At 60.5% G+C, this 24,844-nt stretch carries 28 protein-coding genes and 11 pseudogenes; 30 read left to right on the top strand and 9 right to left on the bottom strand.

The genetic code is table 11. From position 1 onward, the window contains the following. Positions 1-592 (top strand): HAD-IC family P-type ATPase (locus GJ633_RS03830; RefSeq protein WP_156587315.1); only part of this gene is annotated, 592 nt, incomplete at its 5' end. 223 nt (positions 593-815) lie between these two features. On the opposite strand, the gene GJ633_RS03825 is transcribed toward GJ633_RS03830, so the two are convergent. After that, the gene (locus tag GJ633_RS03825) at positions 816-983 is read right to left on the bottom strand and encodes a DUF1059 domain-containing protein (RefSeq protein ID WP_156587313.1); all 168 of its coding nucleotides are present in this window, start codon (positions 981-983) and stop codon (positions 816-818) included. Between the two features lie 102 nt (positions 984-1,085). On the opposite strand from GJ633_RS03825, the pseudogene GJ633_RS03820 reads away from it, so the two are divergent. From GJ633_RS03820 to GJ633_RS03810, 3 genes and pseudogenes are all read left to right on the top strand, one after another. Next, positions 1,086-1,558, top strand: a pseudogene (locus tag GJ633_RS03820) (ATP-binding protein); the annotation flags it as partial. Further along, the gene (locus GJ633_RS03815) at positions 1,555-2,439 is read left to right on the top strand and encodes a DNA primase (RefSeq protein ID WP_156587312.1); all 885 of its coding nucleotides are present in this window, start codon (positions 1,555-1,557) and stop codon (positions 2,437-2,439) included. The pseudogene GJ633_RS03820 and the gene GJ633_RS03815, both read left to right, overlap by 4 nt. Beyond that, positions 2,436-3,947 (top strand): primase-associated protein, encoded by a 1,512-nt coding sequence (locus tag GJ633_RS03810; protein WP_156587310.1) that lies wholly within the window; start codon positions 2,436-2,438, stop codon positions 3,945-3,947. The genes GJ633_RS03815 and GJ633_RS03810 overlap by 4 nt, the downstream gene beginning before the upstream one ends. 141 nt (positions 3,948-4,088) lie before the next feature. Here the strand turns inward: GJ633_RS03810 and GJ633_RS03805 are convergent. The 3 genes and pseudogenes from GJ633_RS03805 to GJ633_RS03795 all read right to left on the bottom strand — a co-directional run bounded on the left by GJ633_RS03805 (position 4,089) and on the right by GJ633_RS03795 (position 6,183). Then, positions 4,089-4,906, bottom strand: a pseudogene (locus GJ633_RS03805) (TrmB family transcriptional regulator). A gap of 241 nt (positions 4,907-5,147) precedes the next feature. Next, positions 5,148-5,504: a hypothetical protein gene (locus tag GJ633_RS03800; RefSeq protein ID WP_156587308.1), complete on the bottom strand. Its 357-nt coding sequence runs from the start codon at positions 5,502-5,504 to the stop codon at positions 5,148-5,150. Between the two features lie 64 nt (positions 5,505-5,568). After that, on the bottom strand, positions 5,569-6,183 hold the full coding sequence (locus tag GJ633_RS03795) for an Lrp/AsnC family transcriptional regulator (RefSeq protein WP_197431222.1): 615 nt from the start codon (positions 6,181-6,183) through the stop codon (positions 5,569-5,571). A gap of 1,086 nt (positions 6,184-7,269) precedes the next feature. On the opposite strand from GJ633_RS03795, the gene GJ633_RS03790 reads away from it, so the two are divergent. From GJ633_RS03790 to GJ633_RS03735, 12 genes and pseudogenes are all read left to right on the top strand, one after another. Beyond that, the gene (locus tag GJ633_RS03790; RefSeq protein WP_231741225.1) at positions 7,270-7,623 is read left to right on the top strand and encodes a hypothetical protein; all 354 of its coding nucleotides are present in this window, start codon (positions 7,270-7,272) and stop codon (positions 7,621-7,623) included. A 156-nt stretch (positions 7,624-7,779) separates the two neighbouring features. Next, a pseudogene (locus GJ633_RS03785) lies at positions 7,780-8,314 on the top strand (sugar-specific transcriptional regulator TrmB). An 8-nt stretch (positions 8,315-8,322) separates the two neighbouring features. Further along, positions 8,323-8,757 carry a hypothetical protein gene (locus GJ633_RS03780; RefSeq protein ID WP_156587304.1) on the top strand — a complete coding sequence of 145 codons (435 nt, stop codon included), beginning with the start codon at positions 8,323-8,325 and terminating at the stop codon, positions 8,755-8,757. Positions 8,758-8,835: 78 nt separating this feature from the next. Then, positions 8,836-9,124 (top strand): annotated as a pseudogene (locus tag GJ633_RS03775) (hypothetical protein). Next, positions 9,121-9,458, top strand: a pseudogene (locus GJ633_RS03770) (hypothetical protein). Before GJ633_RS03775 ends, GJ633_RS03770 begins: the two co-directional pseudogenes overlap by 4 nt. A gap of 88 nt (positions 9,459-9,546) precedes the next feature. Next, positions 9,547-9,906, top strand: a complete 360-nt coding sequence (locus tag GJ633_RS03765) for a helix-turn-helix domain-containing protein (RefSeq protein WP_156587302.1) — start codon at positions 9,547-9,549, stop codon at positions 9,904-9,906. Further along, positions 9,903-10,244, top strand: a complete 342-nt coding sequence (locus GJ633_RS03760; protein WP_321168896.1) for a type II toxin-antitoxin system PemK/MazF family toxin — start codon at positions 9,903-9,905, stop codon at positions 10,242-10,244. Before GJ633_RS03765 ends, GJ633_RS03760 begins: the two co-directional genes overlap by 4 nt. Before the next feature lie 5 nt (positions 10,245-10,249). After that, positions 10,250-10,455: pseudogene (locus GJ633_RS18195) on the top strand (type II toxin-antitoxin system death-on-curing family toxin); the annotation flags it as partial. A gap of 33 nt (positions 10,456-10,488) precedes the next feature. After that, complete coding sequence (locus GJ633_RS03750; RefSeq protein ID WP_321168898.1) at positions 10,489-10,656, top strand: hypothetical protein; 168 nt, start codon at positions 10,489-10,491, stop codon at positions 10,654-10,656. A gap of 200 nt (positions 10,657-10,856) precedes the next feature. Then, positions 10,857-11,159 carry a hypothetical protein gene (locus tag GJ633_RS03745; RefSeq protein ID WP_156587298.1) on the top strand — a complete coding sequence of 101 codons (303 nt, stop codon included), beginning with the start codon at positions 10,857-10,859 and terminating at the stop codon, positions 11,157-11,159. Next, positions 11,160-11,672, top strand: a complete 513-nt coding sequence (locus tag GJ633_RS03740) for a hypothetical protein (RefSeq protein WP_156587296.1) — start codon at positions 11,160-11,162, stop codon at positions 11,670-11,672. 31 nt (positions 11,673-11,703) lie between these two features. Beyond that, on the top strand, positions 11,704-12,033 hold the full coding sequence (locus GJ633_RS03735) for a hypothetical protein (RefSeq protein ID WP_156587294.1): 330 nt from the start codon (positions 11,704-11,706) through the stop codon (positions 12,031-12,033). 145 nt (positions 12,034-12,178) lie between these two features. On the opposite strand, the gene prf1 is transcribed toward GJ633_RS03735, so the two are convergent. Then, positions 12,179-13,255, bottom strand: coding sequence for a peptide chain release factor aRF-1 (prf1, locus tag GJ633_RS03730; RefSeq protein WP_156587292.1), 1,077 nt, complete (start codon positions 13,253-13,255; stop codon positions 12,179-12,181). Positions 13,256-14,112: 857 nt separating this feature from the next. Between prf1 and GJ633_RS03720 the strand changes: the two are divergent. The 6 genes and pseudogenes from GJ633_RS03720 (at position 14,113) to GJ633_RS03695 (ending at position 18,507) form a co-directional block, all read left to right on the top strand. After that, positions 14,113-15,013 (top strand): annotated as a pseudogene (locus GJ633_RS03720) (DNA-binding protein). A gap of 184 nt (positions 15,014-15,197) precedes the next feature. Next, entirely contained in the window at positions 15,198-15,626 is a 429-nt protein-coding gene (locus tag GJ633_RS03715) for an SWIM zinc finger family protein (RefSeq protein WP_156587290.1), read from the top strand. Positions 15,627-15,717: 91 nt separating this feature from the next. Continuing rightward, a complete protein-coding gene (locus GJ633_RS03710; protein WP_156587288.1) occupies positions 15,718-16,644 on the top strand; it encodes a transcription initiation factor IIB family protein in 927 nt (308 codons plus the stop codon). 77 nt (positions 16,645-16,721) lie between these two features. Further along, the gene (locus tag GJ633_RS03705; protein ID WP_156587286.1) at positions 16,722-17,234 is read left to right on the top strand and encodes a winged helix-turn-helix domain-containing protein; all 513 of its coding nucleotides are present in this window, start codon (positions 16,722-16,724) and stop codon (positions 17,232-17,234) included. Next, complete coding sequence (locus GJ633_RS03700; RefSeq protein ID WP_156587284.1) at positions 17,231-17,683, top strand: hypothetical protein; 453 nt, start codon at positions 17,231-17,233, stop codon at positions 17,681-17,683. The genes GJ633_RS03705 and GJ633_RS03700 overlap by 4 nt, the downstream gene beginning before the upstream one ends. A 2-nt stretch (positions 17,684-17,685) precedes the next feature. Further along, positions 17,686-18,507, top strand: coding sequence for an SWIM zinc finger domain-containing protein (locus tag GJ633_RS03695; RefSeq protein ID WP_156587282.1), 822 nt, complete (start codon positions 17,686-17,688; stop codon positions 18,505-18,507). Between the two features lie 45 nt (positions 18,508-18,552). Here GJ633_RS03695 and GJ633_RS03690 read toward each other — a convergent pair whose 3' ends face one another. Continuing rightward, positions 18,553-19,104 carry a hypothetical protein gene (locus GJ633_RS03690; RefSeq protein ID WP_156587280.1) on the bottom strand — a complete coding sequence of 184 codons (552 nt, stop codon included), beginning with the start codon at positions 19,102-19,104 and terminating at the stop codon, positions 18,553-18,555. Between the two features lie 136 nt (positions 19,105-19,240). Here GJ633_RS03690 and GJ633_RS17615 point away from each other — a divergent pair. From GJ633_RS17615 to GJ633_RS03675, 5 genes and pseudogenes are all read left to right on the top strand, one after another. Next, positions 19,241-19,669 (top strand): annotated as a pseudogene (locus tag GJ633_RS17615) (hypothetical protein); the annotation flags it as partial. Further along, entirely contained in the window at positions 19,581-19,913 is a 333-nt protein-coding gene (locus GJ633_RS16980) for an NAD-binding protein (protein ID WP_321168895.1), read from the top strand. The pseudogene GJ633_RS17615 and the gene GJ633_RS16980, both read left to right, overlap by 89 nt. After that, positions 19,901-19,951, top strand: a pseudogene (locus tag GJ633_RS18345) (hypothetical protein); the annotation flags it as partial. The gene GJ633_RS16980 and the pseudogene GJ633_RS18345, both read left to right, overlap by 13 nt. A 39-nt stretch (positions 19,952-19,990) precedes the next feature. Then, the gene (locus tag GJ633_RS16970) at positions 19,991-20,290 is read left to right on the top strand and encodes a TrkA C-terminal domain-containing protein (RefSeq protein ID WP_197431219.1); all 300 of its coding nucleotides are present in this window, start codon (positions 19,991-19,993) and stop codon (positions 20,288-20,290) included. 112 nt (positions 20,291-20,402) lie between these two features. Beyond that, entirely contained in the window at positions 20,403-20,834 is a 432-nt protein-coding gene (locus tag GJ633_RS03675; RefSeq protein WP_156587278.1) for a universal stress protein, read from the top strand. Between the two features lie 7 nt (positions 20,835-20,841). On the opposite strand, the gene GJ633_RS03670 is transcribed toward GJ633_RS03675, so the two are convergent. The 3 genes and pseudogenes from GJ633_RS03670 to GJ633_RS03660 all read right to left on the bottom strand — a co-directional run bounded on the left by GJ633_RS03670 (position 20,842) and on the right by GJ633_RS03660 (position 23,770). Next, positions 20,842-22,044 (bottom strand): inorganic phosphate transporter, encoded by a 1,203-nt coding sequence (locus tag GJ633_RS03670; RefSeq protein WP_321168894.1) that lies wholly within the window; start codon positions 22,042-22,044, stop codon positions 20,842-20,844. Positions 22,045-22,184: 140 nt separating this feature from the next. After that, positions 22,185-22,463, bottom strand: coding sequence for an antitoxin VapB family protein (locus GJ633_RS03665; RefSeq protein WP_321168893.1), 279 nt, complete (start codon positions 22,461-22,463; stop codon positions 22,185-22,187). 56 nt (positions 22,464-22,519) lie between these two features. After that, positions 22,520-23,770, bottom strand: a pseudogene (locus GJ633_RS03660) (inorganic phosphate transporter). Between the two features lie 115 nt (positions 23,771-23,885). Here GJ633_RS03660 and GJ633_RS03655 point away from each other — a divergent pair. From GJ633_RS03655 to GJ633_RS17610, 3 genes and pseudogenes are all read left to right on the top strand, one after another. Continuing rightward, a complete protein-coding gene (locus GJ633_RS03655) occupies positions 23,886-24,119 on the top strand; it encodes a hypothetical protein (protein WP_156587274.1) in 234 nt (77 codons plus the stop codon). 23 nt (positions 24,120-24,142) lie between these two features. Continuing rightward, a complete protein-coding gene (locus tag GJ633_RS03650) occupies positions 24,143-24,427 on the top strand; it encodes a hypothetical protein (protein WP_156587273.1) in 285 nt (94 codons plus the stop codon). 61 nt (positions 24,428-24,488) lie between these two features. After that, a pseudogene (locus GJ633_RS17610) lies at positions 24,489-24,844 on the top strand (transcriptional regulator); the annotation flags it as partial.

Genomic DNA, 24,844 nt, shown 5'->3' with positions numbered 1-24,844 from the left:
TTTTTTCCCGCGTCGTCGACGCCCCTCCAGATCTGGGGGATCGAGGTGGGCGATGCTGACTGGCGACTCCCAGGACGTCGCCAATGCTGTCGCCGACGAACTGGGCATCGACACGGTGTTCGCGGAGGTCCTCCCCGAAGACAAGGACGAGAAAGTCCAGAAACTCCAGGACCAGGGGAAGTTCGTGGGGATGGTCGGCGACGGTGTGAACGATGCGCCGGCGCTGACGCGGGCTGACGTCGGCATCGCGATCGGGAGCGGCACCGACGTCGCCGTCCAGTCAGCGGATGTCATCCTCGTTCAGAACAACCCGATGGACGTGGTGCGACTCGTAAAGCTCAGCAAGGCAAGCTACCGAAAAATGCAGGAGAACATCGTCTGGGCGGCCGGCTACAACGTCTTCGCGATTCCGCTTGCAGCAGGGGTGTTGGCACCGATCGGGATTCTGCTGTCCCCCGCTGTGGGTGCACTATTGATGTCGTTGAGTACAGTAATCGTCGCGATCAACGCACAGCTCCTCCGCCGCGTGGACCTGTCCATCCCTGAGCTCCCAAGCGGGACACCAGCTACGGAGGCACAGCCCGCTGACTGAAACGCTCCCGATCGCTTCGGAGGGATTCTTTCAATTGAGCTCGGTTGGCGGACAGCAAATGGCGACACTGTGGCTCTGTTGAAATCCTATTTATCAGACACACTATTACCTGAAACAGCTGGTCGCTGAGTAGTGCGTATCTCGCACAGGTGTGCTGTCAAAGCCAGCTGATCGGATCGGCCAATACAGGAGACCGATGCTCCGATCAGTACGGTTCCTACTCTCAGACCTGTATAATACTTGATCTGATTTTTTCCACGGTCTCGTCGTCCAGTTCAAGTTCGGGGTGTGAACTTTTCGCGTGTTTTTCCGCTTGAGCCATGACCTCTTCTTCAGTCTCAGCTTCAATGGTGGCGCTACATCCGTCTACGAGGCACTCGAGTCTCTGCATAGTCCAACTGTAGGATGTGTGTTACCGCATTATTGGTATTAACCCTCTAATAGCATATACGCATGCGCTACCCGGCCGATTTCACGACCCCCCAAGGAGAACGGCCAGAAACTCAAGGTCGGCCCTGGTCAGGGAGATGTCGGGGAGAAGACGCCGCACAAGGTCGGTGTGAAGCTGCTTGAACTATGGTTAGACTCCCACGAAGACGTCGCACAGGTCGAATCCTACTATGAGTACGATGAGAAGACGGTATTCGATGTTTCCGGTCTCGATGCTGACGGGAAACTCGTGTGGGTCGGTGAAGCTGAACTCGCGAGTAACAACAAACACGCGCCGGTCAACGACTACGACAAGCAGAGTGCGGTGGATGCGAACGCCGTCTGGGCGTTCAACAGACGTGAGACAGCGTCGAGGTACTGGACTGTCTCTCAGAGGGCGATCGAATAGAGAGCAGTGTGAGCGGGCGTGCAGCCCGGTCGTTCTCCGATATTCGATCGGCCGTTGAATCGTTTGACGCAGCGGGGCTGACGACGATTCGGAGCTTCAACAAACTCGACCAAGAGTTCAACAAATGAGTTGGCGACAAGCGACTCGCGAGGAGATTTACAGGTACTACGCCGAGGAGTTCCCCTCATACCAAGACGAGCTCCCGTCGTTCATCACAGCGAAGGGACCGAAACAGTACGCACTCGCGTTTCGGGAACCCCACCCGGTACGGAAAGATGGAGTCCCAGACAAGGACTTCATTCGCCGAGATACGTGGCAGACGAACACCTCCGGTGAGCGCACCACGGCAGCGTTTCAGGAGTTCGACGACGTCCTCGAATTCATCCGGCATCCAGCATGGAATGATCCACTCGGTCGGAGTAAATTCGCGCTCGCAGATCCAGACCTGCTTAATAAACCAGACCCGTGTCCTGATGCAGTCTACTACGCGCTGGATCATTGGGAGCGGCCGTGGGTCCTCCTCGTCGACATCGACGGGAAAGATATCGCCAGGAGCCGAGCAGCGGATACGGTCTCGGAGGACGTTGACGACCGAGACGACGATGCGCTCCTCAACGCCGCAGGAATCCTCGACGCTGCTCCCGGGGGGTATCCGTATGCCTTTGAAGATATCGAACGGGCTATCGAGTACGGCTTCGAGGTGCGGGATATCTTCGAGGACGACTTCAACGCCCAGGAGACTATGGTGGTGTACAGCGGCCAGGGCGTTCACGTCTACCTCCTCGATACGGACCCTGCCCATCGATACGACGCCAAGAGTCGAGAAGTGCTGAACGACCTTCTGCAAGACACCTACGAGATCCCTATCGACCAGGTGGTTACTGCCGACCGTCGTCGAGTCGCCCGACTACCCTACTCGTTGCACGCTGACGTCTGCAGCATCGTCATGCCGATTGAGAGCCCGACCTTCGACGTTCGGTCTGCGACACCGGAGGTGCTCCAGTCATGAGTCGGTCGACGCCTGTCGAGGACGAGAGTACCGCCTATCGCGTTGCGACGCTCCCACTCGAATACGGCACGACCCGAATCAACCAGCTGTTCACGCGGGGCTACAATCGCTACATCGTCGACGGTGAAGACCAACCAGACGATCTGTTAAACGATCTCGAGCGGTTCGGGACAGCGGCGTTCAAAGAAGACGTCAGGGCCAATTCCGCTGAGGAGCCCTTCGTCGACGAACCGGGAACGCTCGCCGTCCTCGCGACGTTGAGTGCGATCTGCGTCAAAGTACACCCGAAGTTCGAGCACGCTCCGCCGCGAAAGGTGCAGGTTCTCTACGATATTCGCGAGCTCTATGTCAACAACCTCGCGTCCCTTCTTCGAGAATTCGGTGACGGGAGTCTTCAACAGGATATTGCAGAGGTGTTATACGCGAAAGATCCCGGAGAGGATGGTCCGCACCTTGGTCGCGTTTGCACAGGGATCAAGGAGATGCCCGATTTCGGTGGTGGATTGTATCTCGAAATCCCGATGGCTGCGGCGTCAAGGGACTGTCTCGTTCACGCCGACACCGAGCCAGGAGAGACCGGAGAAGTGCTCACACACATCAAGGACAACTGTCTCTACGTACCGGTCGGTGATTTCGACACGAAGTATCGTGAGTACGCCAGACGTGCGTTCAAGAAGCTCCTGCGAGTCCAAGAGGAGAACCTTTCCGAAGACCAGCTGACGTGGCTGGCCACGAATGAGTCGGCCATCACAGAGCGCATCGACCGCTTCATCGAGACGGGACACCACGAACGAATTTGGCGAGACTGGAACCCCGGTGAACGGACCATCCGTGTGCTCCGGGATGCGATTCGAGACGTTCCAGATGAGGTCGTCTCACTGGGGGAGTTCCACTCGGCGAAGGAGCTGTTTGAAGCAGTGGAGGCGTACGCCCCAGAAGCGGGCTGGAAGCGAGACGTGTGTAATCGTATCTCGAGTCCTCGGAGTCTTGGGAATCTCCTTGCATCTCAACGCGACCACCGGAACCTCACTATCCGACAGCACGGAAATACGAACCACTACCGGATTCAGGAGTCTTCGCGTGGCGTCCAGCCTCTTGACGTCGAGTCGATCGAAGATCTGTTCGAACTCCCCTGTATGGCGAACATGGCCGAACGCCTCTATGAAAAGAAGCCAGTCCGAAAGGATCTGTACAGCTTTGCTCGGATGGTGATGTGGCTGCCCCAGTACCAGGAAAGTGACCTCGAGACGATTGTCGCGGATCTCAAGGACATCTTCTCACGATGGCCGTGGTACGACGAACAGGTCACCGACTACCAGATTCGCTACGAGTTCTCGAACACGATCGGTGGCGACACCCCGCTTCCGATGAACTGCGACAACGACGATATGCAGCGGTACTGTATGGGCCAGGACCAGTGTCCATACTCCATCTGGGGAAGCCTTCCCTTCCCGGACGAGATGTACGACCGACTGAATGAGGCCGAATCTACCGGCGAAGAGTTCTAGCTCTGCTGGGAATCAATTGGATGTGATCAAAGCGACTCTGTTGGAAGTCCCAATCGCTGACGGTTCGCTGAGGCCGTGCTAGCTAGAGAGCCTGTAATCATCACTCTGTTCTTGGAGTCTGGCCCAGGAACCGCTGATTGGCTACCTCACCGGGTTCACCATGGGGAGCAGACCCGAGGAGATTATCCGCCGAAGGAGGACGACGATACCGTTCTCCAGGCGTTGGCGAGGATTGCCTGCTCGTGTGAGTCGTCGTGGTGGGCGTCCGGGTAGAAGGAACTGACCAGCAACGTCGTGCGGTCGACTAATAGCAGGCGGCTGATGGCAATCTCGTCGTCGCTCGCTGGCCCCAGGAGCCAGTCCAGTTCGGTTTCGAACACCTTCACGGATGGCATCTCGGTATCTAGCTTGGCGATGATCGCATCCGTTTCGCCACCGATGATCACGTCGACGCCACGGTCGACCGCGTCGTGGAGCCGCTCGTACAACGCCTCCGTCAGAAGTTCCTCCTCGACAATCAGCAGGACGATCTCCGATTCGGCGTCCTCCAGTAGCGTGTGTGTCCGAGCCTCGATGCCGTCGTGGCCGGACAGCGTCCAGACCTCCTGGATTCGGTCGGTGTCGTCGACTTCCGGTTGGAGATCGAGCGCTTCGAGGTGTGACTGGAGGGTGTCGATCCGCGTGTCGTACTGCTGACGCAAGGTCGCGGTTGCCTCCTCGATGCTGACCGCGCGAAACTGCTGGGGATTCGAATGCTGCACTTCGACTAGACCCTTTGACTCCAGCACTCGGATAGCATCATACACCCGGGTCCGAGGAACCTCCGAGATCTCGCTGATTTCCTTGGCGGTCCCCGTCGAGAGTTGGGTCAATGCTAGGAAACTCCGCGCCTCGTACTCCTTCAGCCCGAGGTCCTGCAACAGACTCACCGTCTCGGCCTTACGTTGCTCATCTGTCATTATTTTCCCCTGTCATGGCCGACTGGTTGAAAGGGCAAATTTACACTCGCACGGGATTTGGGTGACTGACTCTCCACACTTCGAGAGGCGTCCATCGCTTTGCTGATGTACGTCCTCTCGCAGGCAGGGCACGAAACAGGGCCGTGGTGACTTCGTCCTTGGAGTCGTCGCAAGTGGGCAGTGTCTTGGCCTGTGTGCGCCCACTGAGTCGGGAGAGCCACATGTGGAGCCGGCTCATAGGCTACGGCCCTCCCGCGGGCAGTACGTCTTCATGGTCGGCCACCAACCGGAATAACGACGCGTTCTCGTCGAAGCTGGGTCCCCGCCGAATCGTGCGGGAGTCCGTATCCCACTCGATGTAGTCTGTCTCGGAGAATTTGGGCAGATGAACGTGATACAGGGCTGTGCGCATCTCGGTGAGGGTGGCGTCGTCGACGGCGTCCGGGTCGCTGTCGGTGTGCCAGGCAGCAACCCGAGTGGCGAGGCGGTCGAGGGAGACTGGAGTCTCCTGCTCGTCGAGGTAGTACAGGACGTACCGACGAACGGGATCTGCCAAAATGCGGAAGGTATTGGTTACCGCCTCGGTTGACAGTGCCATACTGTGGCGAGGAGGTACTAACGAATAACCTCTTTTTATAATATAATTGTTATAATTTGAATATTCAACCCAAATCGGTTATCGGTAGATATATTGAAGCAAGAATGTGAGCGAGAGCGCTATAAACGCGAGTCGATTTGAGATTTTCAATCAATTCTCGGCTATTCTTGATCGGTGACCGGGCCATCGTCGGTGTCGTCCTGGCGCGCGTCGGGGGCGGCCGTGGATAGAAGTGGTCCCATGACTGGACCCGCGTCTCGGAGATGATCTCAGAACTGTTGATTGTCAGACCCAAGTCCGCCAGATCGTTGCGGATCTCTTCGATTTCCCTGACCGTGTCAGCAACGACCTCGATGTGGACATTCCGTTCGCCCCCAAGCAAATCGCGGGTGGTCACAACACCACGAACGTCGAGGATCTGTTCGGCCATTGATTCCAGCTTATTCGGGTTGACCGTGCAGACAAACATGACGTGGAGGGGATAGCCTGCTTCTTCGTAGTTTATCTCGGGGTGATAGCCCCGAATCACGCCCCCATCTTCGAGTTTGTCGAGACGATTCCGGACCGTCGTGGAGGTCACATCCACCTTCTCGGCGATCTCCGTATCGGTCTGGCGGGCGTTAAGTTGGAGTTGGTGCAGGATGCTCCGATCCACATCGTCGATTTGAATGTCGTCCATACTGTGTCCTTGGACCGGGCAACTGAAAAGTCCGTATGGGCCCTTCACAGGCAAAGATTGAAGCAGTCCGTCGGCTCTGTTGAGAGCCTCAGTAGATGATAGGTCTGACTGGGTTCAATACTGGGAGTGGCTCGAACCCGCTGTTTCCTGACTGAGATGCACTGTTGAATCCGATGACGGCACGGGGATCACGATTTCTGAAGGTGTGATTATCTCGCTCTTCGTCGTCGAGGAGTCGGATCGATCCACCCAGTGATCTCAGTCCTCTCCCTCTCTGCCAAAATTCCATCTCTGAATTCTCTCGGAACCGCCCCTGAACCGAGTACAACATGACCCGATCCGGACGCTTTCTGCGGATTCAACAGAGCAGACTGAGAAGGTTTCTTCTTGAATGAAGATCTTGTGGAAGACTGGCTGTCGTTTTAGACTGGTCGATTAGTCGTCACACTTCGCCATCCGTGAGAAAACTACCACAATTACTATATTCTAATAGGAGATGTAGTTTGAAGAGGTTTGAATCCTCGTTATGCGCTTTCCAGGACCTGTATTATCTGTTTTCGAGCGAACAGGAGTAGAGCCTCCACGAGCCGCAACGAACTACCGTCAACTGCTAAAATTCGCTGTTGTTGAGTTCCGCCTAGACATAACACCAATTCTCTGGAATTCGGTCCCCTCACCACCTCGTCAAGCACAATTATCCCAGACAGACGTGTCTTGAAGTTCGTCGAGGACATTTTCACCGCCTAAAAACAGCCCGACAGACCTATTGTTGAATCTAAGTCCGTTTCCCCCACATCTGCACCTCCAGAATTATCCAAAGGAAGGCTAGGGTACATCGGTGCAAACGCCGCCGGCTCTCTCCGGCCGAGGGGCCAGCAAACGAAATGCGGCACTAGCATACCTATCAGAATTCACTCACTGGATAGTGACGCGATTCGCGGTGGGTTTTCTCACCCCCAAGAGGGGTGAGGAGGCGCAGTGATCGCCCACCAAACTACTATGTCTTCAGAACACGAGCGACAGCGATCGCGGATACGTGGCGAACAGATAGAACAATCAAGCGAAGCGCCGTGGGCGGATCTCGAATTGACGGTTCCCAACAAGAGAAGTCAGCTCTCCATCGTCTCATTCGTCGAGTGTGTCCTCGTGGAACTCACCCACGAAGAAGTCGGTGCAGAGTACGTCTCTGCGAACGTGTGGGGAACAAAGCGAACCCAGTTCATCGCCATCGACGACAACGGCGAGATGTTCCGGAAACGGCACTACGATGAGCGACTCGGGTGGCACGAATCGACGGTCAGTCGGCGGGCTGTTCGCGAGGATCTCATCACCCGACTCACCCGGACGTCGTCGCTGACAACTGATCGCAGTCACGACGTGCCCGTCGACAACCCAGATACGTTCAGCGTCAAATCCGCTCGAGAGCTCCGGATGCACTGACCTGCGTGAGTTAACCAACAACTTCCTGAGTCCGGGCCTGCTGTTGGTTAAGATCGTGCTCCTTTCGAAGCCAACAGCCGACACCCCGTACGCTACTCTAATCAGGAAACTATTCCCCGAAGCAAGAACTATATCCTTCGACCTGCAATCTCGAGTATGTCCGAGACAGATGCCGCCGATGGTCCGCCCCCCCTTCGAGGATGCGTTCAGTAGCGACGACGTCGAACAACGCATCTACGGCACCATCTTACAGACCCGCGAGCCGACGACGGCGAGCGCGATCGCTGACAGCGCCGACTGTGACCCAAAGACCGCTCGGAAGTACCTTGGCTGGTTCGACGATTTGGGAATCGTCACTCGACACGATGGCCATCCGGCCACCTACGAACGGAATGACGCGTATTTTGAGTGGCGACGCATCAACCAGCTCGCGGCCGACCATTCCGTCGAGGACCTGCAGGATCGCGTTCGTGAGCTGACGACGCGCATCACCGAGTACGAGGCGACATACGACGCCGCTTCACCGGCCACAGTCGACGCCGTCGCCGCCGCGGAAGGCAGCGACGAGCGAACCATCGACGACGTGTATAGTGACCTCGGCGACTGGGCGACCGCCCGTGAGGAGCGTGACCGCTACGAGCGCGCGCGCCAGCAACGCACGAGTGGCGAGCGCGAACAGGCATCCGGGTAGCCCGCTAGATGGTGCCACCAACAGGCGATGGCGGGAGCCCTGCCCCTATCGATCGCCCCATCCTCGAGTTCCTCCAGTCGCGGCTCCAAGCGACGAGGCAGGTCTCCCGAGCGACCGTCACGGACGCCAGCGGTCATCTGGAACTCCACGTCGTCTTTGCCCCGTCGTACTACCCAGCAGCTGTCGACGAGGCGCAGTTAACGGTCCGTTGGTACACGAACGACGACTTCAAACTCCACTATCGAGAGCAACACTCGGACCATACCTGGGAGTGCCGGTGGGACCGGCACCCGAATCCGCACAATACACGGGACCATTTCCACCCCCCGCCCACCGCCCCGAAGCCCGCCGAGGACGCATCGTGGCCAGACGACCATCGTGACGTCGTTGCGCTCGTCCTCGACGAGATCGAAGACCGGATCACGGCCCTCTGGAGGGAGTAAGGGCTACGGTCTCGCGTGGAGTGTTTATTGGCGCCAGAAGGTGTGCAGCGCGCGACAACGTGCGTGGCGTGACTCATAATGGCTACTCCCGATATTCACGACGACACGAGTGCCGACTACGAACAGTGCGAGAAAGAGTTGCTCGCCCAAGACCGCGACGCCGCCAGGGTCGACACGTCGGAAATCGAATACAATGGCCCGCAGCGTGGTCGACGATCTCGTCGACGCGGACCTCGTCACTCCAGTTCCCGAGGACCGTGTTCTGGTTCACGAGCCGAGCGGCACCGCGTTCGACTCACCGACCCAGCTAGCCGTCTACCATCGTGGCTGGATGGCCGCCAGCGACGCCGGCGAGGAGGACGAGTGAGGCAGCAAACGCTCGTTGGCTGTGCCTTCTGCGACGCCCCGCCTGGTACCGAGACTGGCGAGGTCCACACATGGGGGAGGACGAGCGGGTCACCCATCCGATCTGCGTCGACTGTGCCATCCAGACGGAGCCGGGTCCCGACGAGCGCGATCACCACACCTGCGACGGGTGTGGGCTCGTCGTTGACACGCTCGCAGCGCTTACCCGGTTTCGTGTGGAGCTCGGCCATTTCGAGGGGCCGTTGCAACTTTGCGAGCGGTGTAGTCCAGACGGGCTCGCGACGTACTGGACGCGCGACCTCGAGGAACATCTCGTCGCGACGCCAGCGGAGTGACCCTCTCCCACATTTCTGGGCACGGAAACACTCATCCACGGTAACAAATATACCAAACAACTTAGTTCCAACAGCCCAACACTAGTCTATGTCGAGCGGCACCATCGATATCGACGAGTTCGAGAACGCTGACGCCGACGAATTCGAGGAACGGAATGATACCGAGCGGATCGTGGTGTTCCTTGACAAGAATAACGACAGGGCTTGGAAGGCGGCAACGATCGCCGAGCACCTCGATCTGGAGACAGACGCCGTCAGTGCGATTCTCTCGCGATTGAAGGAACGAGGTCTTGTGCGACACAAGCGCCCGTACTGGGCAATCACAGACGACGAGGAACGGCTCCAAGCTGCCTACCGGCTCCACCGACACCACGAGACTGCAGACGAACAGTACGGTGAGGAGCGTCTTGAGGACCTCCAAACCGACGAGATGGAAGAAGTACAGTGACTGCGTTCGAGGACTTGGAACGCGGTGACATCGTCTGGGCGAGTGACCCACTCTCGAATAAAGGTCGCCCGATGCTCATTCTGGGAGCGCCTCAACTCCCGAACCACGGTACCCAACTTATCACGGTCCTGCTCTCCACGAAGACTTACCACGAGGAGGCACTCACACTCCGAGACGATGACTACGAAGGTGACCCACTCGGTGAACGAAGTCACGTCCTCCCGTGGTCGCTCGCGACCCTCAACAGTGCAGCGGACGTAGAGCACTATCTGACCTCTCTCATTGACGAACGAACTGAGGATGTGGCGAGCCAGTTGATCGACTACATATCGTCTTGAGGTGACTTCTCGTTGCGGAGCATCCATACGTCGACGGAAACAAACGAACAGCGCTCCGAACGGTGGTCGTTTTCTATATGCCGAACAGGTACACGTTCGAGTACGGTGATGAAATTCGGGCCCTCTTACACCGCTTCGCAACTGACGAAGCCGCGGTCGACACGAGACTGCAGTCATCTACTTCCGGACCTGCGCTCGTCGCAACCGATAAGGAAACACACAGAGTATGCTGACGAGAATAATAGTGTCTAGCACCGATTCCTCGACGGCGGTCGACGACGAAGTCTGCCAGCTCTACGAGCGGTATCAGGCGGCTGAGAGCGACGCCGAACGTCGCGAGATCGCCCTCGAGATGGGGAAGCTTGACGGACGCCGCCACGCGGAGATCTATGCAGCACTCGAAGACGAGTGAGTCAAAGTGTTCTCAGCGCCTCCTTAACTATCGACGACTGCTTTGCTACCCAGTGACGACGCCTCGTGGTCTACCGACCATCACGACGTGCTGACGCGTGACCTCGAAGAGCATCTCATGGACGGCTGACGCTCGGCCGGGTGAGGCTCACATCGTACACACGAAAACGGCTAAGTGCGTTGGCTCACAATGTACACATCATGAGCACCGATAAGAAGCGCGTGCAGTTTCGGGCCCCCAATCGGCTCATCGACCGCGCCGACGCACTTGCCGCAGTCCTCGGGGAAGACCGAACAGACGTCCTCGTGACCGCACTTCGGGAGTATCTCCAAGACGCCGCTCACGACGACGCACTCACCCAAGAGATCGCCGCCGCCTATTACGACGACGAGATCACCTTCGAGCAACTCAAAGCACTCGTCGGCGCCGAGGAGGCGGCAAACCTCCGAGTGTTGAAACAGCAGTTGGACGAGGACTTCATCGACGAGCTCGCCGACGCATAGATGTCGCGGCTTATCGCAGACGCCTCCGCCCTCGTGAGTCTCGGGATCGTTACTGATGACGACTCCGATCCACTCGCACTCTGTCTATCCCGATATGAGGTCGTCGTCCCAACAGCGGTCATCGATGAACTCCAAGAGATCGCCTCCTACGATGACATCCATGGGAATGCCGCGTCCGCCGTACTCGACCAAACGGAGTCATTCACGACACATTCGGTTGACCTCGATGCCGAGTTCCCCCTCGATGACGGTGAGAACGCGGCGGTCACGCTCGCGAACGATCTCGATGCTGCGCTCTTCCTCTGTGACGAGTTCAACCAACTTGGCTTGATCCACGCCTCACTCGCTGATACCCGACTCGTCACGACACCGACGCTGCTCTCGGTTCTCGTTCGAACTGAACACCTATCAGCTGCCGATGCGCGGCTGCTCCTCGATGAGATCAGCGACGCCCGTAGCTGGGGCGCGAACAGTTACGTGCAGCGATCTCGCTCGTTGCTCAAGGAGCCCTGACACCGTGGCGGATACTTCGAAGTGAACAGGAATGCCCGATAACGACGCTCTCTACGACGTTCGTGAACGAACCAAGAATCCCGAGCACGCATCAGTTGACGACATAGTCGAACTCATCCTCGAACGCGCACAGCATCCCCGGACGGAGCACCAGGACGGGCATCTCGACGAGATGATGGCTACTGTCGTCGACAGGTACGGGACCGACCCCGTCCGAACCGTTATCCAACGTATCCTCGTCGACCACTACCCCTTTCGGACTGCCACGCACGACCTCGGGATGCGCAACGTAGATGGCATTCGTATCGGGACGGCAGCCGGCCAGTTCCTGACAGAATTGAACGCACAGGACGACGGTTGAGACCGGTGTGAGTGATTCGTGTCTCCAAGAGCGACACCGCACCAGCCCGGTTTACGGCCATTCGAGATCGTCTGCACGACCGATGACTGCCTCCAGACCCGTCACTGGGACGCTAGAACAGCTATGGCGTCCAAAACTACTCGGCTTAGTTAATACGGAACCGGAGGAGCGCTCCAAGACCCCCGAATGCAGTATCGAACTGAGCACCTCGATCTGTGTCAGTCGACACAACGAGACACTCACCGCCTTGGTCGGTCGTCGCTTCCTCCAGCTCACGAATCTCCGCAGGTGGCCGTGCGTCGGAAACGAGAAGGACGTCGACTGCGCCATAGTCGAGGGCGGTTTGCGTTTCATCAGCTCCGTAGGCAACATTTCCACCCTGTCCCAGCGCCCTGAAGAACCGATCGAGGGCCTCCCGTTCCCGCCGGCGCTCAGCATCAGACAGTACGTCCTCGGCACGCTCAACGAGCTGCGAAAGACCTTGCTTGGTCGCGTACTCAATCGGATAGACGCCTAGTATGTGGTCCCGCAACTCGTGGTGGAGATAGTCACCCTGCTGGAACTCGTCGACGGTGATCGTCGTCCCGCCGAGGATGACGCTATCGACAGTGGGCTCATCGAGGAACGTCTGCTCGGCAGCGTCGGCGACCTGCTCGAAGAACTCGTGTTTCTGGCGGTCGCGCTCGCGTTCGAATCGCTGCGCACTCTGACCGCCAGCACGGGATTTTCCCATCACTTGGCTCTCGAAGGTCCGGCTGGAAACGATGCGTTCGCCGGCGAGGCGACCGAGGGCGGCACGGCCTCGTTCGAGGACGACCAGACCGTATACCTCTGACGGGGTGAGCGCCTGCTCGACGGGGGCAGTCTCGAATTCAGCCGCACAGCGGTACAGCGAGACGTCGACGGGGACGTCGAGATTGTCGAAGACGGCATCCTGCAGCTCATCGTCGACGACACCAGCGTAGATGACAAGGCCGCTTGGTGGTGTCTCTTCGTACGCTTGGAGGAGGCGTCGGATACGTCCGAGAGCGTCCTGGACGTGAGTTCGTGTCTGATCGGATTTGATGTTCGCAGCCTGTGCATATTCGCGGTCAATGCGCTCACGGACCGCGTGGAGTGATTTGTCTGGCGGGACGGCCACGGTGATGAGCTCGGTTCCCTCGCCACGGTAGTTTGTGAGCTGGTCGATTCGATCGCGGAGTTCGTACTTGGTGGTCTGCATTTGTCTCGGTGAAAGCGGCGTCGCTGCTCGATGAGAAGGCGATACACCCGCCGGCGCTGCTACCAACTACGAAAGAACAGAGCAAGCGCTCATCGTCCGCACATTCACCTGTTGCACCGGCGGTGTGTGGTGCATACTATGTCGTTCGTGACGGTGCAGGATAATGCTTCCGTCGAGACGGTTAGCGGTGGCCGAGAACGGATAGAAAGCCCTCGGCCGCTCGGCATCCCGCGACCCACGCTGCGCTCCTCGTACCTGTGGTGCTTTCGGGGTCGGGGGACGACCGAGACGGCCTCGCCCTTTCTGAGTCCACCAGGATGTCGGCTGTGTGACTGAGCGTCGAGCCCGGTTGAACAGGTTCTTTGTTACGGCACGCCCCGCTCGCCGCTTCCGCCCTCCGCGTCGCTCGCGACCGACCATTCCGGGCGTGCGGGCGCTCTACGCACCGAGAGCGCCCGTTCCGGGCTAAAATGAATCTGGTCTCGACGCCAGCGGGTATCCCCGTCGGTTGCGCCCCTTGCGGGCTTTCGCGTTCCAGCGCTTTGTGCCACCTGCGCTGTCGCGCGCCACACAGCGGCGCGCGTTCTCGACGACAGTCGCCCTGGACACGGTCCCGCGCATCGGGCCGGACACGAGCGGGCATATCCCGCTGGACGCTTGCTCCGGGCGGGTCGGCGCGCGGTGCTGGTTGGGTGGCTTCCCTTTGGCGCGCTCTCGCTCGCGCCCCAGGGGGCGCTCACGAAGGCGCGAGCGAGAGCGCGTAGATGGTTCTGTCGGGCGTTGTCGTCGAAGAACCGCGATGTAGGAGCATCGCGGTGTCGGGCGCGTGAGCGCCTTCGGAATTTTGGAGAATTCCAATGTCAAGTAAGAACGTTACCAGTGAAGTAGTTTCGGTCGATGAACAGGCATTCGAAAAAGCGGATGAAGTGCCGGTCGACGAAGACGGCTTCGAGGTCGTCGATGAGACGCCGGAGTTCCAGGCGACGGTGCAGATGGAGGTGCAAGCAAAGGTCGATGCGAACCACCCGGATGGGATGGCCGACACGAGTGAAGAGCGGATTTACGGTGCGACTCTCGAACAGGAAGAGCGTATTCGGGCGCGAGAGGCTGAACTGGAGCGTATCAGTGCCAAGGCAGAGATGGGGACGCAAGAAGGTCGGGAAAAGCGGACGCGGGACATCGCAGCGAAGCAGAGCGCTGAGCAGCGTGCAGAGTTCCAGAAGCGGGCGGCAAGCGTGGACCCGTGGGCGGACCCGGAGAGAAACGATCCTCGTGCAGAACTCAGGCAGGAGCAGTTGGCGGCGGTGAACACGCAATCAATGCGGCTGTCAGAGAAGCTGGATGGCTGGTCGCGAGCAGCAATTGGTCGGCGGCTGGGTGAAGCCGTCGTCGGGGGGGAAAGACCTGATGAGCGCGGTCGTGGGAGTGTTCGAAGAGTTACAGACGGCGCCAGGACAGGCGGTTCCCATCGGGAAACTCGAGGACATCAATCGCAAAGAGGTGAGCATCGACGGTCGTGTGACGGTTCTCTGGGAGAGCGACTCTCCGGCCATTGCTCAAGTCGGACTCATCGAAGACGAAAGCGGGAAAACGAAGCTGACTGTCTGGGAGAAATCGAACCAACCCTGGATCAAGGAAGGCGAGCGCGTTCGAATTCACGGAGCGGCGAAGAACTGGTATAACGGGCGCGTCTCCGTGGCTCTGACCGGATGGAGCACCGTGATGTTCCCAGAGCGCGGTCGGTGGTGGGAAGCCTAGCCAGTCGTCGCGGCTTTCTTTTTTGCTACGTGCCGGACCGACCCAGACCCCACCTCCCGACCCTCCGCTCCGTGCTCGCTTCGCTGCGCGCGCAGCCACGACCTTGACAACGGGTCAACCTGTGAGTTACTGAGAGTCTATTTGCGCACCGAAGGGTGCGGCGCACCAGTCGCTGCGGCACATAATGGCGATAACCCTACTCAACAGCCTCGAACCAACGAACCGTGTACTCAAACGCGCTCAGTACGAAGCCTTCGAATTTTCTCTTCTAGATGGTGATATCTGTGTTCGGAATGAGAGTCATCAAAATCCAACAGACCATGAATACCGCGTCACTGTTGTTGACGGTATTCCAGCAGCTTGTGAATGTCCCGCTGACGCAGTGTACGAAGGTCCGTGTAAGCATCGAGTTGCGGTTGCTATTCGACCACAAGTTCTAGATATTGTGAAGAAGACGCAAGATATCACCGACAGCGGCGTTGTAACGGATGGAGAGCGGCAAGGAGACCAATCCGATACCGTAGACACAACGCAGTGCGATTGTGATGGGCTGTCTAACGATTTTCCCTGCTGGGAGTGTGTGCGGACGGGTCGCCGAGACCTCCCCAAGTAGCCCAGCAGACATCCCCACACCGCTATGTCCGCAGCTGTTTATTTCCCCCAGAGGGGTGCGGGGTGTAGACAATACACCTCACAAACTACCGATGGCAACTAGAGATATCTACGAAACTGGGTTTGATGAAGACGTCCAGACAAACTCCAGTACGAACCCATGTCCGGAGTGCGATGGTCGGGTCACTACCAACGCGGTCGAAACCATCTGTGAAGACTGTGGACTCGTTATTGATGAGCAGCGAGTCGATCACGGTCCGGAATGGATAACCCACGACCAACACGAGCGAAAACGAACGGGTGCTCCACTGACTGCGGCACGTCATGACCGAGGCCTCTCGACGGAGATCGGTCGCGGGAAAGATGCGAACGGGAACAACCTCTCTGGGCAAAAGCGTCAGCGTCTATCGCGAATGCGGCGCGAACAGAGTCGCGGTCGGTTCCAGTCAAAAGCCGAGCGAAACCTCGCACACGGCCTAGGCGAAGTACGAAGAATTGCGAGTGCGCTCGAACTCTCCGAGTCGGTCCGCGACCAGGCGTGTCAGCTCTTTCGGAGCGCCCAGAACGAGGATCTACTTCGCGGCAGATCCATCGAAGCTATCGCCGCGGCAAGCGTTTACGGGGTCTGCCGGTGTAACGGACTCTTGAGGTTACTTAGCGAGATCAGCAAGCTGGCCCGCGTCGTGGAGTCACGGACGATAAACGCATACAAAACGCTGAACGAAGCGATAGGCCTCCCTGCCAAGCCCGTTTCGCCGAGTATGTTCGTGCCGCGACTCGCCTCAGATCTCGAGTGTCCAGACAAGATCCGACAACGGGCTCGAACGCTCGCAGAGCAGGCCGAAGAGCGTGGTCTCACGACGGGCGTCCATCCGGCTGGGTTTGCCGCGGCCTGCCTCTACAAAGCGGGGACAGAACAGGGACAGGGGGTGACGCAACGTGATGTCGCCGCGTCCGGGAACGTCACGCCAACGACGGTCCGGGGGCATCACGAGACGTTGGAGGAACAGATCGCCTGATAGTGCTCCTCTGCGAGCTTTGACGTTAGATAATTTTCTCAAGAAACTATTTGTTCTTCAAACGCGTAGCACCCAATATGACCGAGATGTGGGACGACGTCAATAAGCAGGTCAAAGCGGACTGGAAAGACGACACCACACCGTTCGAGCGGGTATACGAAATCGTCGAACAGACCCACGACGGGCAGTCGGCAGCCGAGATCGCCGACCGGGCCCTCGTGAGCGAGCCGACGGCACGTCGCCACTGCAAGACGCTCGTGAGCACGGGCTTTGCCGAGACGGAACAGGATCGCCAAACAACGCTGTATAAGCGAGATAGCGATCGGATCTTGATGTCCCGGATTCGTGAGCTGCGTGAGGAAGTCGATCGGCCGGAGTTGCTTGACAGTATCAAGGAGATGAAGGCCGAAATCCGGCGCTACGAGGACCGCTACGACGTGGTGTCCCCAGAAGAACTCGCCCAGCAACTTGAGGCCGGCGAGACGGAGGGCTGGGACGACCTCACGGCGTGGCGCACGACCCGGCAGAATCTCGCCGTCGCGCAAGCCGCACTTGCCTACGACGAGGCCAGCCATCAGCTCGCCGTATGAGCGGGGACGACCGTGCCGGCGAGTTCGGTCCGATCTATCTTCCGGCGTTCCAGCGGATTCGTGACCTGTGGCTTGAACTCGAACCGCTCGTCGACGAAACGGCGTATGACGACGCCGTCGCCCCCACGGAACTGCGGATCAGTCTCAGTGATGGGCTCGGCGACGCCGAGAGCGCTCGGCTCGATATCCAGTGGAGCGAACTGGGAATGTATTCGTTCCACTACGTCGATAGCGACGACGTCAATTGGCGCTTCGATCGCCACCCGAACACACACTCTCCTGAGATCCATTTCCACCCGACGCCCGACGCCGCGACGACGGCCGCCGAACCGTCCTGTATCGACGTGACCGAGGTCTCACTCGTGACGCGTGCCGTCCATGCGATGTGGCGGGCAGCGTACGAGGATGATGCACTGGATCGGCTGAATAGTGCGTCAAATCCACCGTAAGAATGGACGTAACCGAGGACGCAGTTCGGGACATCTGCACGGACGCGGTCTTCGAACGCGGTGAACGATACCGCGGTGAGGGCCGAATCCGCGAGATTCACCGCGTCGACACCACCGTAACCGCCGTCGTGAGTGGTAGCCGTCAGTACGATGTCCGTGTTGACCTCGCCACTGACGGGTTTGCGCCGTGGTGCGATTGTCCGTACGACGGGCCAGGAGCGTGTAAGCACGTCGCCGCCGTGTTGCTGGAGTGTGGTGACGACCCACCGCCAGACGACGGCGATCGACTCGACGCCGCGCTCGACGGCGCTGACGTCGACGAGCTCCGCGCGTTCCTGCGTGAAGAACTCGCGACCGATGCGGATCTCCGCGATCGGTTTCTCGCCCGGGTCGGCGAGCCGACGAAGCGATCGGTCGACGAACTTCGCACCTCGATCAACCGACGGTTCGAGGAGACGAACCCTGAGTACCACGTCGTCTTCGAGCCCATCGACTTCACGCACTGGTTCGATCTCGCGAACGAGTATCATGAGCAGGGGCGGTACGCGTCGGCGGCAACCGTCTACCGGGCACTCACCGAGTCACTCGACGAGAACATGGAGCGCGTTGACGGCGCGTACGACCATTTCTCGCGTGCATTCAGTCGAGCACTTGACGGATATGTTGACTGTGTCGCGGCTACGGAACGCGACGCTGATGCGGCCACTGACGCCGTCGAATTCCTCACCGAGCGGGCGACATCGGGAACGCCGTTCCTCGCGGAACACTTCGAGAAGGCCGCAGTCGAACTCCAGCAAAAGGCGGATGAGCAGTCTTGCAAGTAACTGTGTCGCCCTCGATGACGCCCGCAAGTTCGAAGATCACGAGAATTAGTTTGTGGCGCGGTCAGCCACGTTGATCCGCTGTTCGCGAGCGGCTTCGACGTCCGAGTAGAGCGCCAACGCGTGCTTGATGAGGCGACGGTCTTCCAGATTCTCCTCCCACCGCGTGATCACGTCACGACGTTCGTGAAGTTCGTCACTTGTGAGGTCGCCGTCGGCGAGCGACTGTTCGAGCTCCTCCCACGTCTCGACGTCGTAGGTCGCCTGCCATTCCTCGATTTCCTCGGTGATCGCGGCCAGTTCATTGCGTAGCTCCTCGCGGGTATTCTCCTCAATGAGCGTGCGAATCTCCTCGAAGAGCAGTCGCGTGTAGTCAGGCTGATAGCGCGTCGTCTCACCAGTCTCGACGCGACGCAGCTGCCCCTGCTCGACGAGCGCCTGGAGTTCCTCGTTGGTCGTACTCCAGGCGGCGTCAGCCTGCTCGCTGATCCAGTTGACGGATCGCGGTTCGCGAAGCGTCTCGGCGACTACCCGAATACGGTCGCGGGCGCTCATCGACCCAGTCCACGACTGGATCCCATCTCGCGAGGATTCGGACATGCTTGGAACCTCTTGGGACAGTGTTGGCGCTAAACTCGCATATATATTTGTACTCTCTTGGATAATCGAGAGGCTATTACGAGCAGAGGCGTCCGGACGTTGAAATGCGATACCGACAGAAGCTATGAGCCAACCGATGCACAACCAATATACTGACTTTGCGGAACTGCGGCCGACCGGCGAGGCGTCCCACATTCCGGACATGAGGCTGGACGACGGGTGTGAAAGTGCCCCCCGGCGGCAACGCGTCGCGACGAGCGCTGGTGGCTACCCTGATGCGCCGACGGCCGCCGACGGCGAATGTCGGTCCTGTGGGGCGTCAGTCCCAGACGGCCAGACGAAATGCCGGTTCTGTCTCACTAATCATCTCGAAAGTGACGCCACAAGCACGAACGAGACAGCGTCGACGACGGTCCTCGGCATCGTCCATCTGGTCGTCGAGTCGACGACGTTCTACGGCGCCGTCGCGAAGGGCGGTGCCGCGGCGAACCTCCTCTCCGCCAACGACGCGGAGCCGGCCGTTGACGACTACACGCTCATCTACGATCTCGACGAGGCGCCGGCGCTCACGCGGCGACGTCGTCGCGGGGCTCGGTGTCGTCGGCCGGGCCGTCACGACTGCGCTTTCGAATGCCGGGTTCGCGTACACGACGATCGACGTCGGGGATGACCCTACCGTCGACGTGGTCGGCGATGCGACTGACCGGGACGTCCTCCGCGAGGCGGGCATCACGGACGCCGGCACCATCGTGCTCGCGCTGCCGGACGACACGGCTGCGATCTACGCGACGTCGCCATCCGCGAACTGAACCCGCGGATCGAGATCATCGCCCGGGCGAACGAACACGAGAACGTCTCGAAGCTGTACCGTGCCGGCGCGGACTACGTGCTGTCGCTCGCGGCCGTGAACGGGCGGATGCTCGCGTCGATCGTTCTTGAGGAGGAGATCCTCTCTCCGGGGACGCAGCTGAAGCTCGTCCGGACGACGGCCCTAGGCGCCGTCGGCACGTCACTCGCCGACGCGGACATCCGCAACAGGACGGGCTGTACCGTCGTCGCCGCCGAACGGGACGGAAAGGTGGTTACGAACCCCGAGGCGTCGTTCGTGGTCGAAGCCGACGACGAGCTCGTGGTCGCCGGTACGGACGAGAACATCAGCCGGTTCCAGCGACAGTTCGTGTCCTAACCCATCGGTCGGCGTCGACTCCAGTTCGACGGCGACGTGAAGCTGCGTCGGGTGCTGTTCCGTCGCTGCAACCTGACCACCCCTATATATGCAAGCGGGTTCAAACCGTTCTATGGCGCCATCGCACGTCCTCGTCCCGCTCGACGGGTCACCGTTGGCCGACGAGGCACTCCGGCAGGCGCTCGCGCTCTTCGACTGCCGGGTGACGGTCCTGAACGTGGTGACGCCGCTCGATGCGGCGATGAGCGAGGGCGGCGTCCTCGAACCCGGCGAGAAGCGTCGCGCGGCCGCACGCGAGCGGGCCGACCGCATCGTCGAGCGGGCACGGACACAGGCGGCCGCGGCTGACCGGACGGTCGAGACGGTGGTGGAGACGGGCGACCCAGCCGAGGCCATTCTGGCGTACGTCGACGCTCACGAAGTCGACCACGTCGTGATGGGCGGTCACGGCGGCGAGCGGAACGAGATCGCCCGTCGGCTGCTCGGCACCGTGGCGACGAGCGTCGTCGGCGACTCTCCCGTGACCGTGACGGTCGTTCGCTGAGACCGTCTCAGGCGAGCACCGCGGCGAACGCCTTGTAGAGGCCGAACCCGATCGCGATCGAGCACACGAGCGTAACCAGCCAGAAGGCAAGCGTCACGCCGATCTTCCGCCGCGAGACGCCCGCCGAGCCGCCAGCGAGCCCGCCACCGATGACGCCGGAGATGATGATGTTGTTGAACGAGATGGGGATGCCCAGCGCGATGGCCAATTGGGCGATGATGAACCCCGGAACGAGCGCGGCGATCGATCGGCGGGCGCCCAACTGTGCGTATTCGCGGGAGGTCGCCTGCAGCAGCTTCGGCGCGCCCATCCATGCGCCGGCGAGGATGCCGGTCGCGCCGAGCGCCAGCAGGACGATGCCGGGCAGGCCGAGTTCGGTCCCGTAGAGGTTCTCGAGCGGGCCGGTCGCGAGTCCGACCTGACTCCCGCCGCTGGAGAAGGCGACGACGCTTCCGAGCAGCACGAGGAACGTCCGGATGCCGTCCTCGGCGGACGCCTGTGTCCGCCGGCGGATGAACTGAAACCCAGCCGCGGCGGCCACGAGCGTCACGAGTACCGCCAGCGAGTCGACGCCGGCGACTGTCGGTGTCGCGGCCTGTCGGCCGATGAACCCTGCGAGGGAACTCTGGGACGCCTCGGGCGGCGAGGGGATGACGCCGAGCTGGACGTTGGCGATGATGCCGCCGACGACCGCCGCGAGCAGCGGGACGCCGACGGTCTCCGGGATGTCGTCGCGGCGGAGGATCGTGGCGGTGACGTAGGCGAGCCCGCCCGACACCGGCGGCACGAGCGCCCAGAAGAGCGCGATACGACGGTAGGTGTCGATGGCGGGGGCGCCGCCGAGCGAAAGCCCGACGCCGACCATCGCGCCGGTTGTCGCGAACGCCGCCGGGACCGGATAGCCGGTGTAGACGCCGAAGGTCATGAACCCGGTCGCGGTCAGCAGGCCGGCCGTCGCCGCGAGCGACGTGATCTGAACGCCGTTGATGAGCCCCGCGCCGACCGTCTCGGAGATCGCCCCACCCTGCGTGAGCGCGCCGAGGGCGGCGAGGATGCCGATGAGAAAGGCCGCCCGCATCGTCGAGATCGCGTTGGCACCGATCGCCGGCGCGAAGGGTGGCGAGTTGCTGTTGGCGCCGAGCGCCCACGCCGTCGCGAGGCTGGTGAGCGTCGCTAGCACGACGAGCGCCCAGAAGACGACGCCCGCCACGGTCAGGCGCCTCTACGGACGGGCGTCCGAGTCATGCACCTGCTTCGATAGTCGGGTGTATTAACCTTCGTCCGCCAACCTCACCCCCGTACCCGTCTTGTTCCACAGATCCTTCGTGATGACCGACGAGTCGAAAAAGGTCACCGCTCGAAGCTCTCGCGAGACCGGGCGATTGCCTCGCGTGCGGCCTCGACCTCCTCATCGCTCCACGACCCGACCGCGATGGGATCCTTCTCGCTAGCCAGCCGTGCGAGCAGGTCGTCGAAGGACTCGTCCGGCTGCTTAAGACGCTCGAGTTTCTCCTTCGTGGCGTTGGAGACCCGGATGCTCGAATCTACGTGCATATGTCGTGTATGCACGCTCAACCCTGTTTCGCCGCGTTCCGTCGGGTGCTGGTGGGCGTCGAGTAGGCCAGCCACGTCTTTACTCTCGATACCGAGTAGCTATCCGGGCATCTGCGAACGAAGACGATCGCTCACAGGATGAGCGCAAAGAGGAGGTAGGACCCCACGACTGAGAGCGTCGGCGTGAGGATCCACAGGACGACGATCTGCATCGTCGCTGTCGGGTCGAACAGGCTCTCGGCGGTCAGCTCCTCAATGTCTTCTTCGCCGATCGGTGGCACCGCCGGCTTGTCCTGCTGTGTCTCCGTGTCCTGTGTCTTCCCCTCTGCGAGCTCCCCCACGGTCGGCCCGGTCGGCTCGTCGCCCTCGGTCGAGGGAGCGGCAAGCGCGTCGGCCGTGAGTCCCGGGCCCGGTTTGCCCTTGGCCGGCGGCGTTGCGAGCTCCGCGAGCGTGGCGGCACGACTCGCACGGCCCCAGCCGAGGCCGATGATACAGCAGGTCGTGCTCACGGCGAGACTCGCGGGAATGCCGTATTACGAGAGGACGGTGATGATCGTCGCGCCGACGGTGGAGACGATGAGCGCCGCCAGAATCGGGAGGTCGGTGATGCCGTCACCGACCGTCGCCAATGTACGCCGAGCGATGGTGAACCCGCCGAGGCTGATGGCCGCGACCGCGAGGAGCACGCCCTGATCGATACTGAGCGCGCCGTTGCCGCCGAGCGGCGCGACCGCGTTCGCGGCGTTCGAGGCCCCCGCGCTGAAGCCCATGTAACAGGCGATGCCGAGCACTAGTGCCGACCCGACGAAATCACGCGGTGCCGCATTCCTGTTGAATCGGACGCGCGGGAGCCGGCCCGAGCGGTCCACCTGAAGCAACTGCCGTTCGAGCCGCGTAAAGGAGAGGCGGGCCTCGAGTTGCGGATAGACGTACCGTCCGATGACCGCTCCCACTCCGAGCCCGATGAGCGGCGCGACGATCCACGCCGAGACGATGGTGAACATCAGCACCTCGTTGAGCGAGCCCGTCGCGAGCCCCAGGCCAACGATCGCCCCCACAGCCGTCATCGAGGTCGAGGCGGGGACGGCATAGATGTTTGAGACCAGCATCGAGGCCCCGGTGAAAAACAGGACGCCGACACCGGCCACGGGCGTGAACTGTGCGGCCGGCACGATCCCCTCGCTCATGGTCACGATGACGTTGCGGCCGACCGTCCACGCGCCAAGGAACGCAAACACGCTGAAGAGTGCTGCTGCGGTTGCCTTCTTGACGAGCTTGCTCCCGACGGCCGGCCGGAACGCGACGCCGGTTGACGAGCCGCCGATGTTGAACCCGACGAACGCGGCGACGAGCAGGCCAACGATGACGAGCAGTGAGACCATGAAGACAGTCGTATAGACCTTGTTTCAGGTACAGACATATCGGCCTGTTTATCTGTATTTACGGTCGTACAACCGGTCGGCGGCTTTATCCGACAGCTGAAACTATCCTTATCGTATGACCGAACAGCCCGTCGACGTCGAGCCAGCAGGGCAGAACGTCGCTGGTGAGACGCCGGCAGCGGAGCCGGAAGCCGTCACCGACGAGACGACGGTCCACGACGACGTCGAGGCAGTACCTGAAACGGAAGCTGGCCGAGCGAGTCGGAGACCGACAGGAGCTGCTCATTCCGACCGGGGAATCACCCTTCGAGAACGCGAGTCTCAGCAAGCCATAACACCAATCCCTTAGTGGATATCGGGGGACGTCTAAGTATGCCAAATCAGTCTAAAGATGACGTTCGTGTTTGGCTTGTCGAACGGACATACTCCGATGACGAGCAGAACCTGATCATCCTCACCTACGCAACACCCGATGGAGAACAGTACTATCGGAAGGAACGAGCACTAACCTCATTCACCGACGTCCGAGATACGACAGCAGCAGTCGATGTTGAACCCGACAATCTCGGCATGGTTGATGACCCCGACCTCCAAGAACAATACGCGGCCGAAGCACAGCGAATGCAGGAAGTCCACGACCCGGACGACGTGATCTGATGCCCATCAGTAGACAGGGCCCGGGCCACGGGTTATGTCGGAGTAGGCCCTACACGGGGAAATGCGCGAACTCGTCTTCGCCCTCGAATATGAGCCGGGCTGCAACAGGGTGGCGGACGTCCTCGTCGACCACCCCACGCCCGCGTCCACGCGCTCTCACTGCACGCCACTGCCAAGCGTCTCTGGCGGGTCGACCATGCCATCGGAACTCCTGAGGCGCTCGACGCCATCAAGGACGCATTTCTCAACGGCGACTACTACGCTGACTGTCTCGCCACCGAGGATTGCGGCGCCACGCAGACGACTCGTGTGCTGGATCGGACGGACGACACGCTCGTCCTCTACTCCGACTGGGAGCGCACTCCCACCTGCGCGTCCGTTCCCCCACATCGCTCGCGACCACCTCGGCGACGGCGT

The organism is Halorubrum sp. CBA1125 (genome assembly GCF_009742825.1).
In the GTDB taxonomy this organism is placed as follows: Archaea; Halobacteriota; Halobacteria; order Halobacteriales; family Haloferacaceae; genus Halorubrum.
This window is presented reverse-complemented; position numbering and strand designations above follow the sequence as displayed.

Coding starts and splice junctions, on each gene's coding strand:
- prf1 (WP_156587292.1), bottom strand. CDS start 13,255: ATGCAGACCACCAAGTACGAACTCCGCGATCGAATCGACCAGCTCACA.
- GJ633_RS03815 (WP_156587312.1), top strand. CDS start 1,555: ATGAGTTGGCGACAAGCGACTCGCGAGGAGATTTACAGGTACTACGCC.
- GJ633_RS03715 (WP_156587290.1), top strand. CDS start 15,198: ATGGCGATAACCCTACTCAACAGCCTCGAACCAACGAACCGTGTACTC.
- GJ633_RS03655 (WP_156587274.1), top strand. CDS start 23,886: ATGACCGAACAGCCCGTCGACGTCGAGCCAGCAGGGCAGAACGTCGCT.
- GJ633_RS03735 (WP_156587294.1), top strand. CDS start 11,704: ATGCCCGATAACGACGCTCTCTACGACGTTCGTGAACGAACCAAGAAT.
- GJ633_RS03705 (WP_156587286.1), top strand. CDS start 16,722: ATGACCGAGATGTGGGACGACGTCAATAAGCAGGTCAAAGCGGACTGG.
- GJ633_RS03810 (WP_156587310.1), top strand. CDS start 2,436: ATGAGTCGGTCGACGCCTGTCGAGGACGAGAGTACCGCCTATCGCGTT.
- GJ633_RS03710 (WP_156587288.1), top strand. CDS start 15,718: ATGGCAACTAGAGATATCTACGAAACTGGGTTTGATGAAGACGTCCAG.
- GJ633_RS03825 (WP_156587313.1), bottom strand. CDS start 983: ATGCAGAGACTCGAGTGCCTCGTAGACGGATGTAGCGCCACCATTGAA.
- GJ633_RS03765 (WP_156587302.1), top strand. CDS start 9,547: ATGTCGAGCGGCACCATCGATATCGACGAGTTCGAGAACGCTGACGCC.
- GJ633_RS03745 (WP_156587298.1), top strand. CDS start 10,857: ATGAGCACCGATAAGAAGCGCGTGCAGTTTCGGGCCCCCAATCGGCTC.
- GJ633_RS03695 (WP_156587282.1), top strand. CDS start 17,686: ATGGACGTAACCGAGGACGCAGTTCGGGACATCTGCACGGACGCGGTC.
- GJ633_RS03650 (WP_156587273.1), top strand. CDS start 24,143: ATGCCAAATCAGTCTAAAGATGACGTTCGTGTTTGGCTTGTCGAACGG.
- GJ633_RS03700 (WP_156587284.1), top strand. CDS start 17,231: ATGAGCGGGGACGACCGTGCCGGCGAGTTCGGTCCGATCTATCTTCCG.
- GJ633_RS03780 (WP_156587304.1), top strand. CDS start 8,323: ATGGTGCCACCAACAGGCGATGGCGGGAGCCCTGCCCCTATCGATCGC.
- GJ633_RS03690 (WP_156587280.1), bottom strand. CDS start 19,104: ATGTCCGAATCCTCGCGAGATGGGATCCAGTCGTGGACTGGGTCGATG.
- GJ633_RS03800 (WP_156587308.1), bottom strand. CDS start 5,504: ATGGCACTGTCAACCGAGGCGGTAACCAATACCTTCCGCATTTTGGCA.
- GJ633_RS03795 (WP_197431222.1), bottom strand. CDS start 6,183: ATGGACGACATTCAAATCGACGATGTGGATCGGAGCATCCTGCACCAA.
- GJ633_RS03740 (WP_156587296.1), top strand. CDS start 11,160: ATGTCGCGGCTTATCGCAGACGCCTCCGCCCTCGTGAGTCTCGGGATC.
- GJ633_RS03675 (WP_156587278.1), top strand. CDS start 20,403: ATGGCGCCATCGCACGTCCTCGTCCCGCTCGACGGGTCACCGTTGGCC.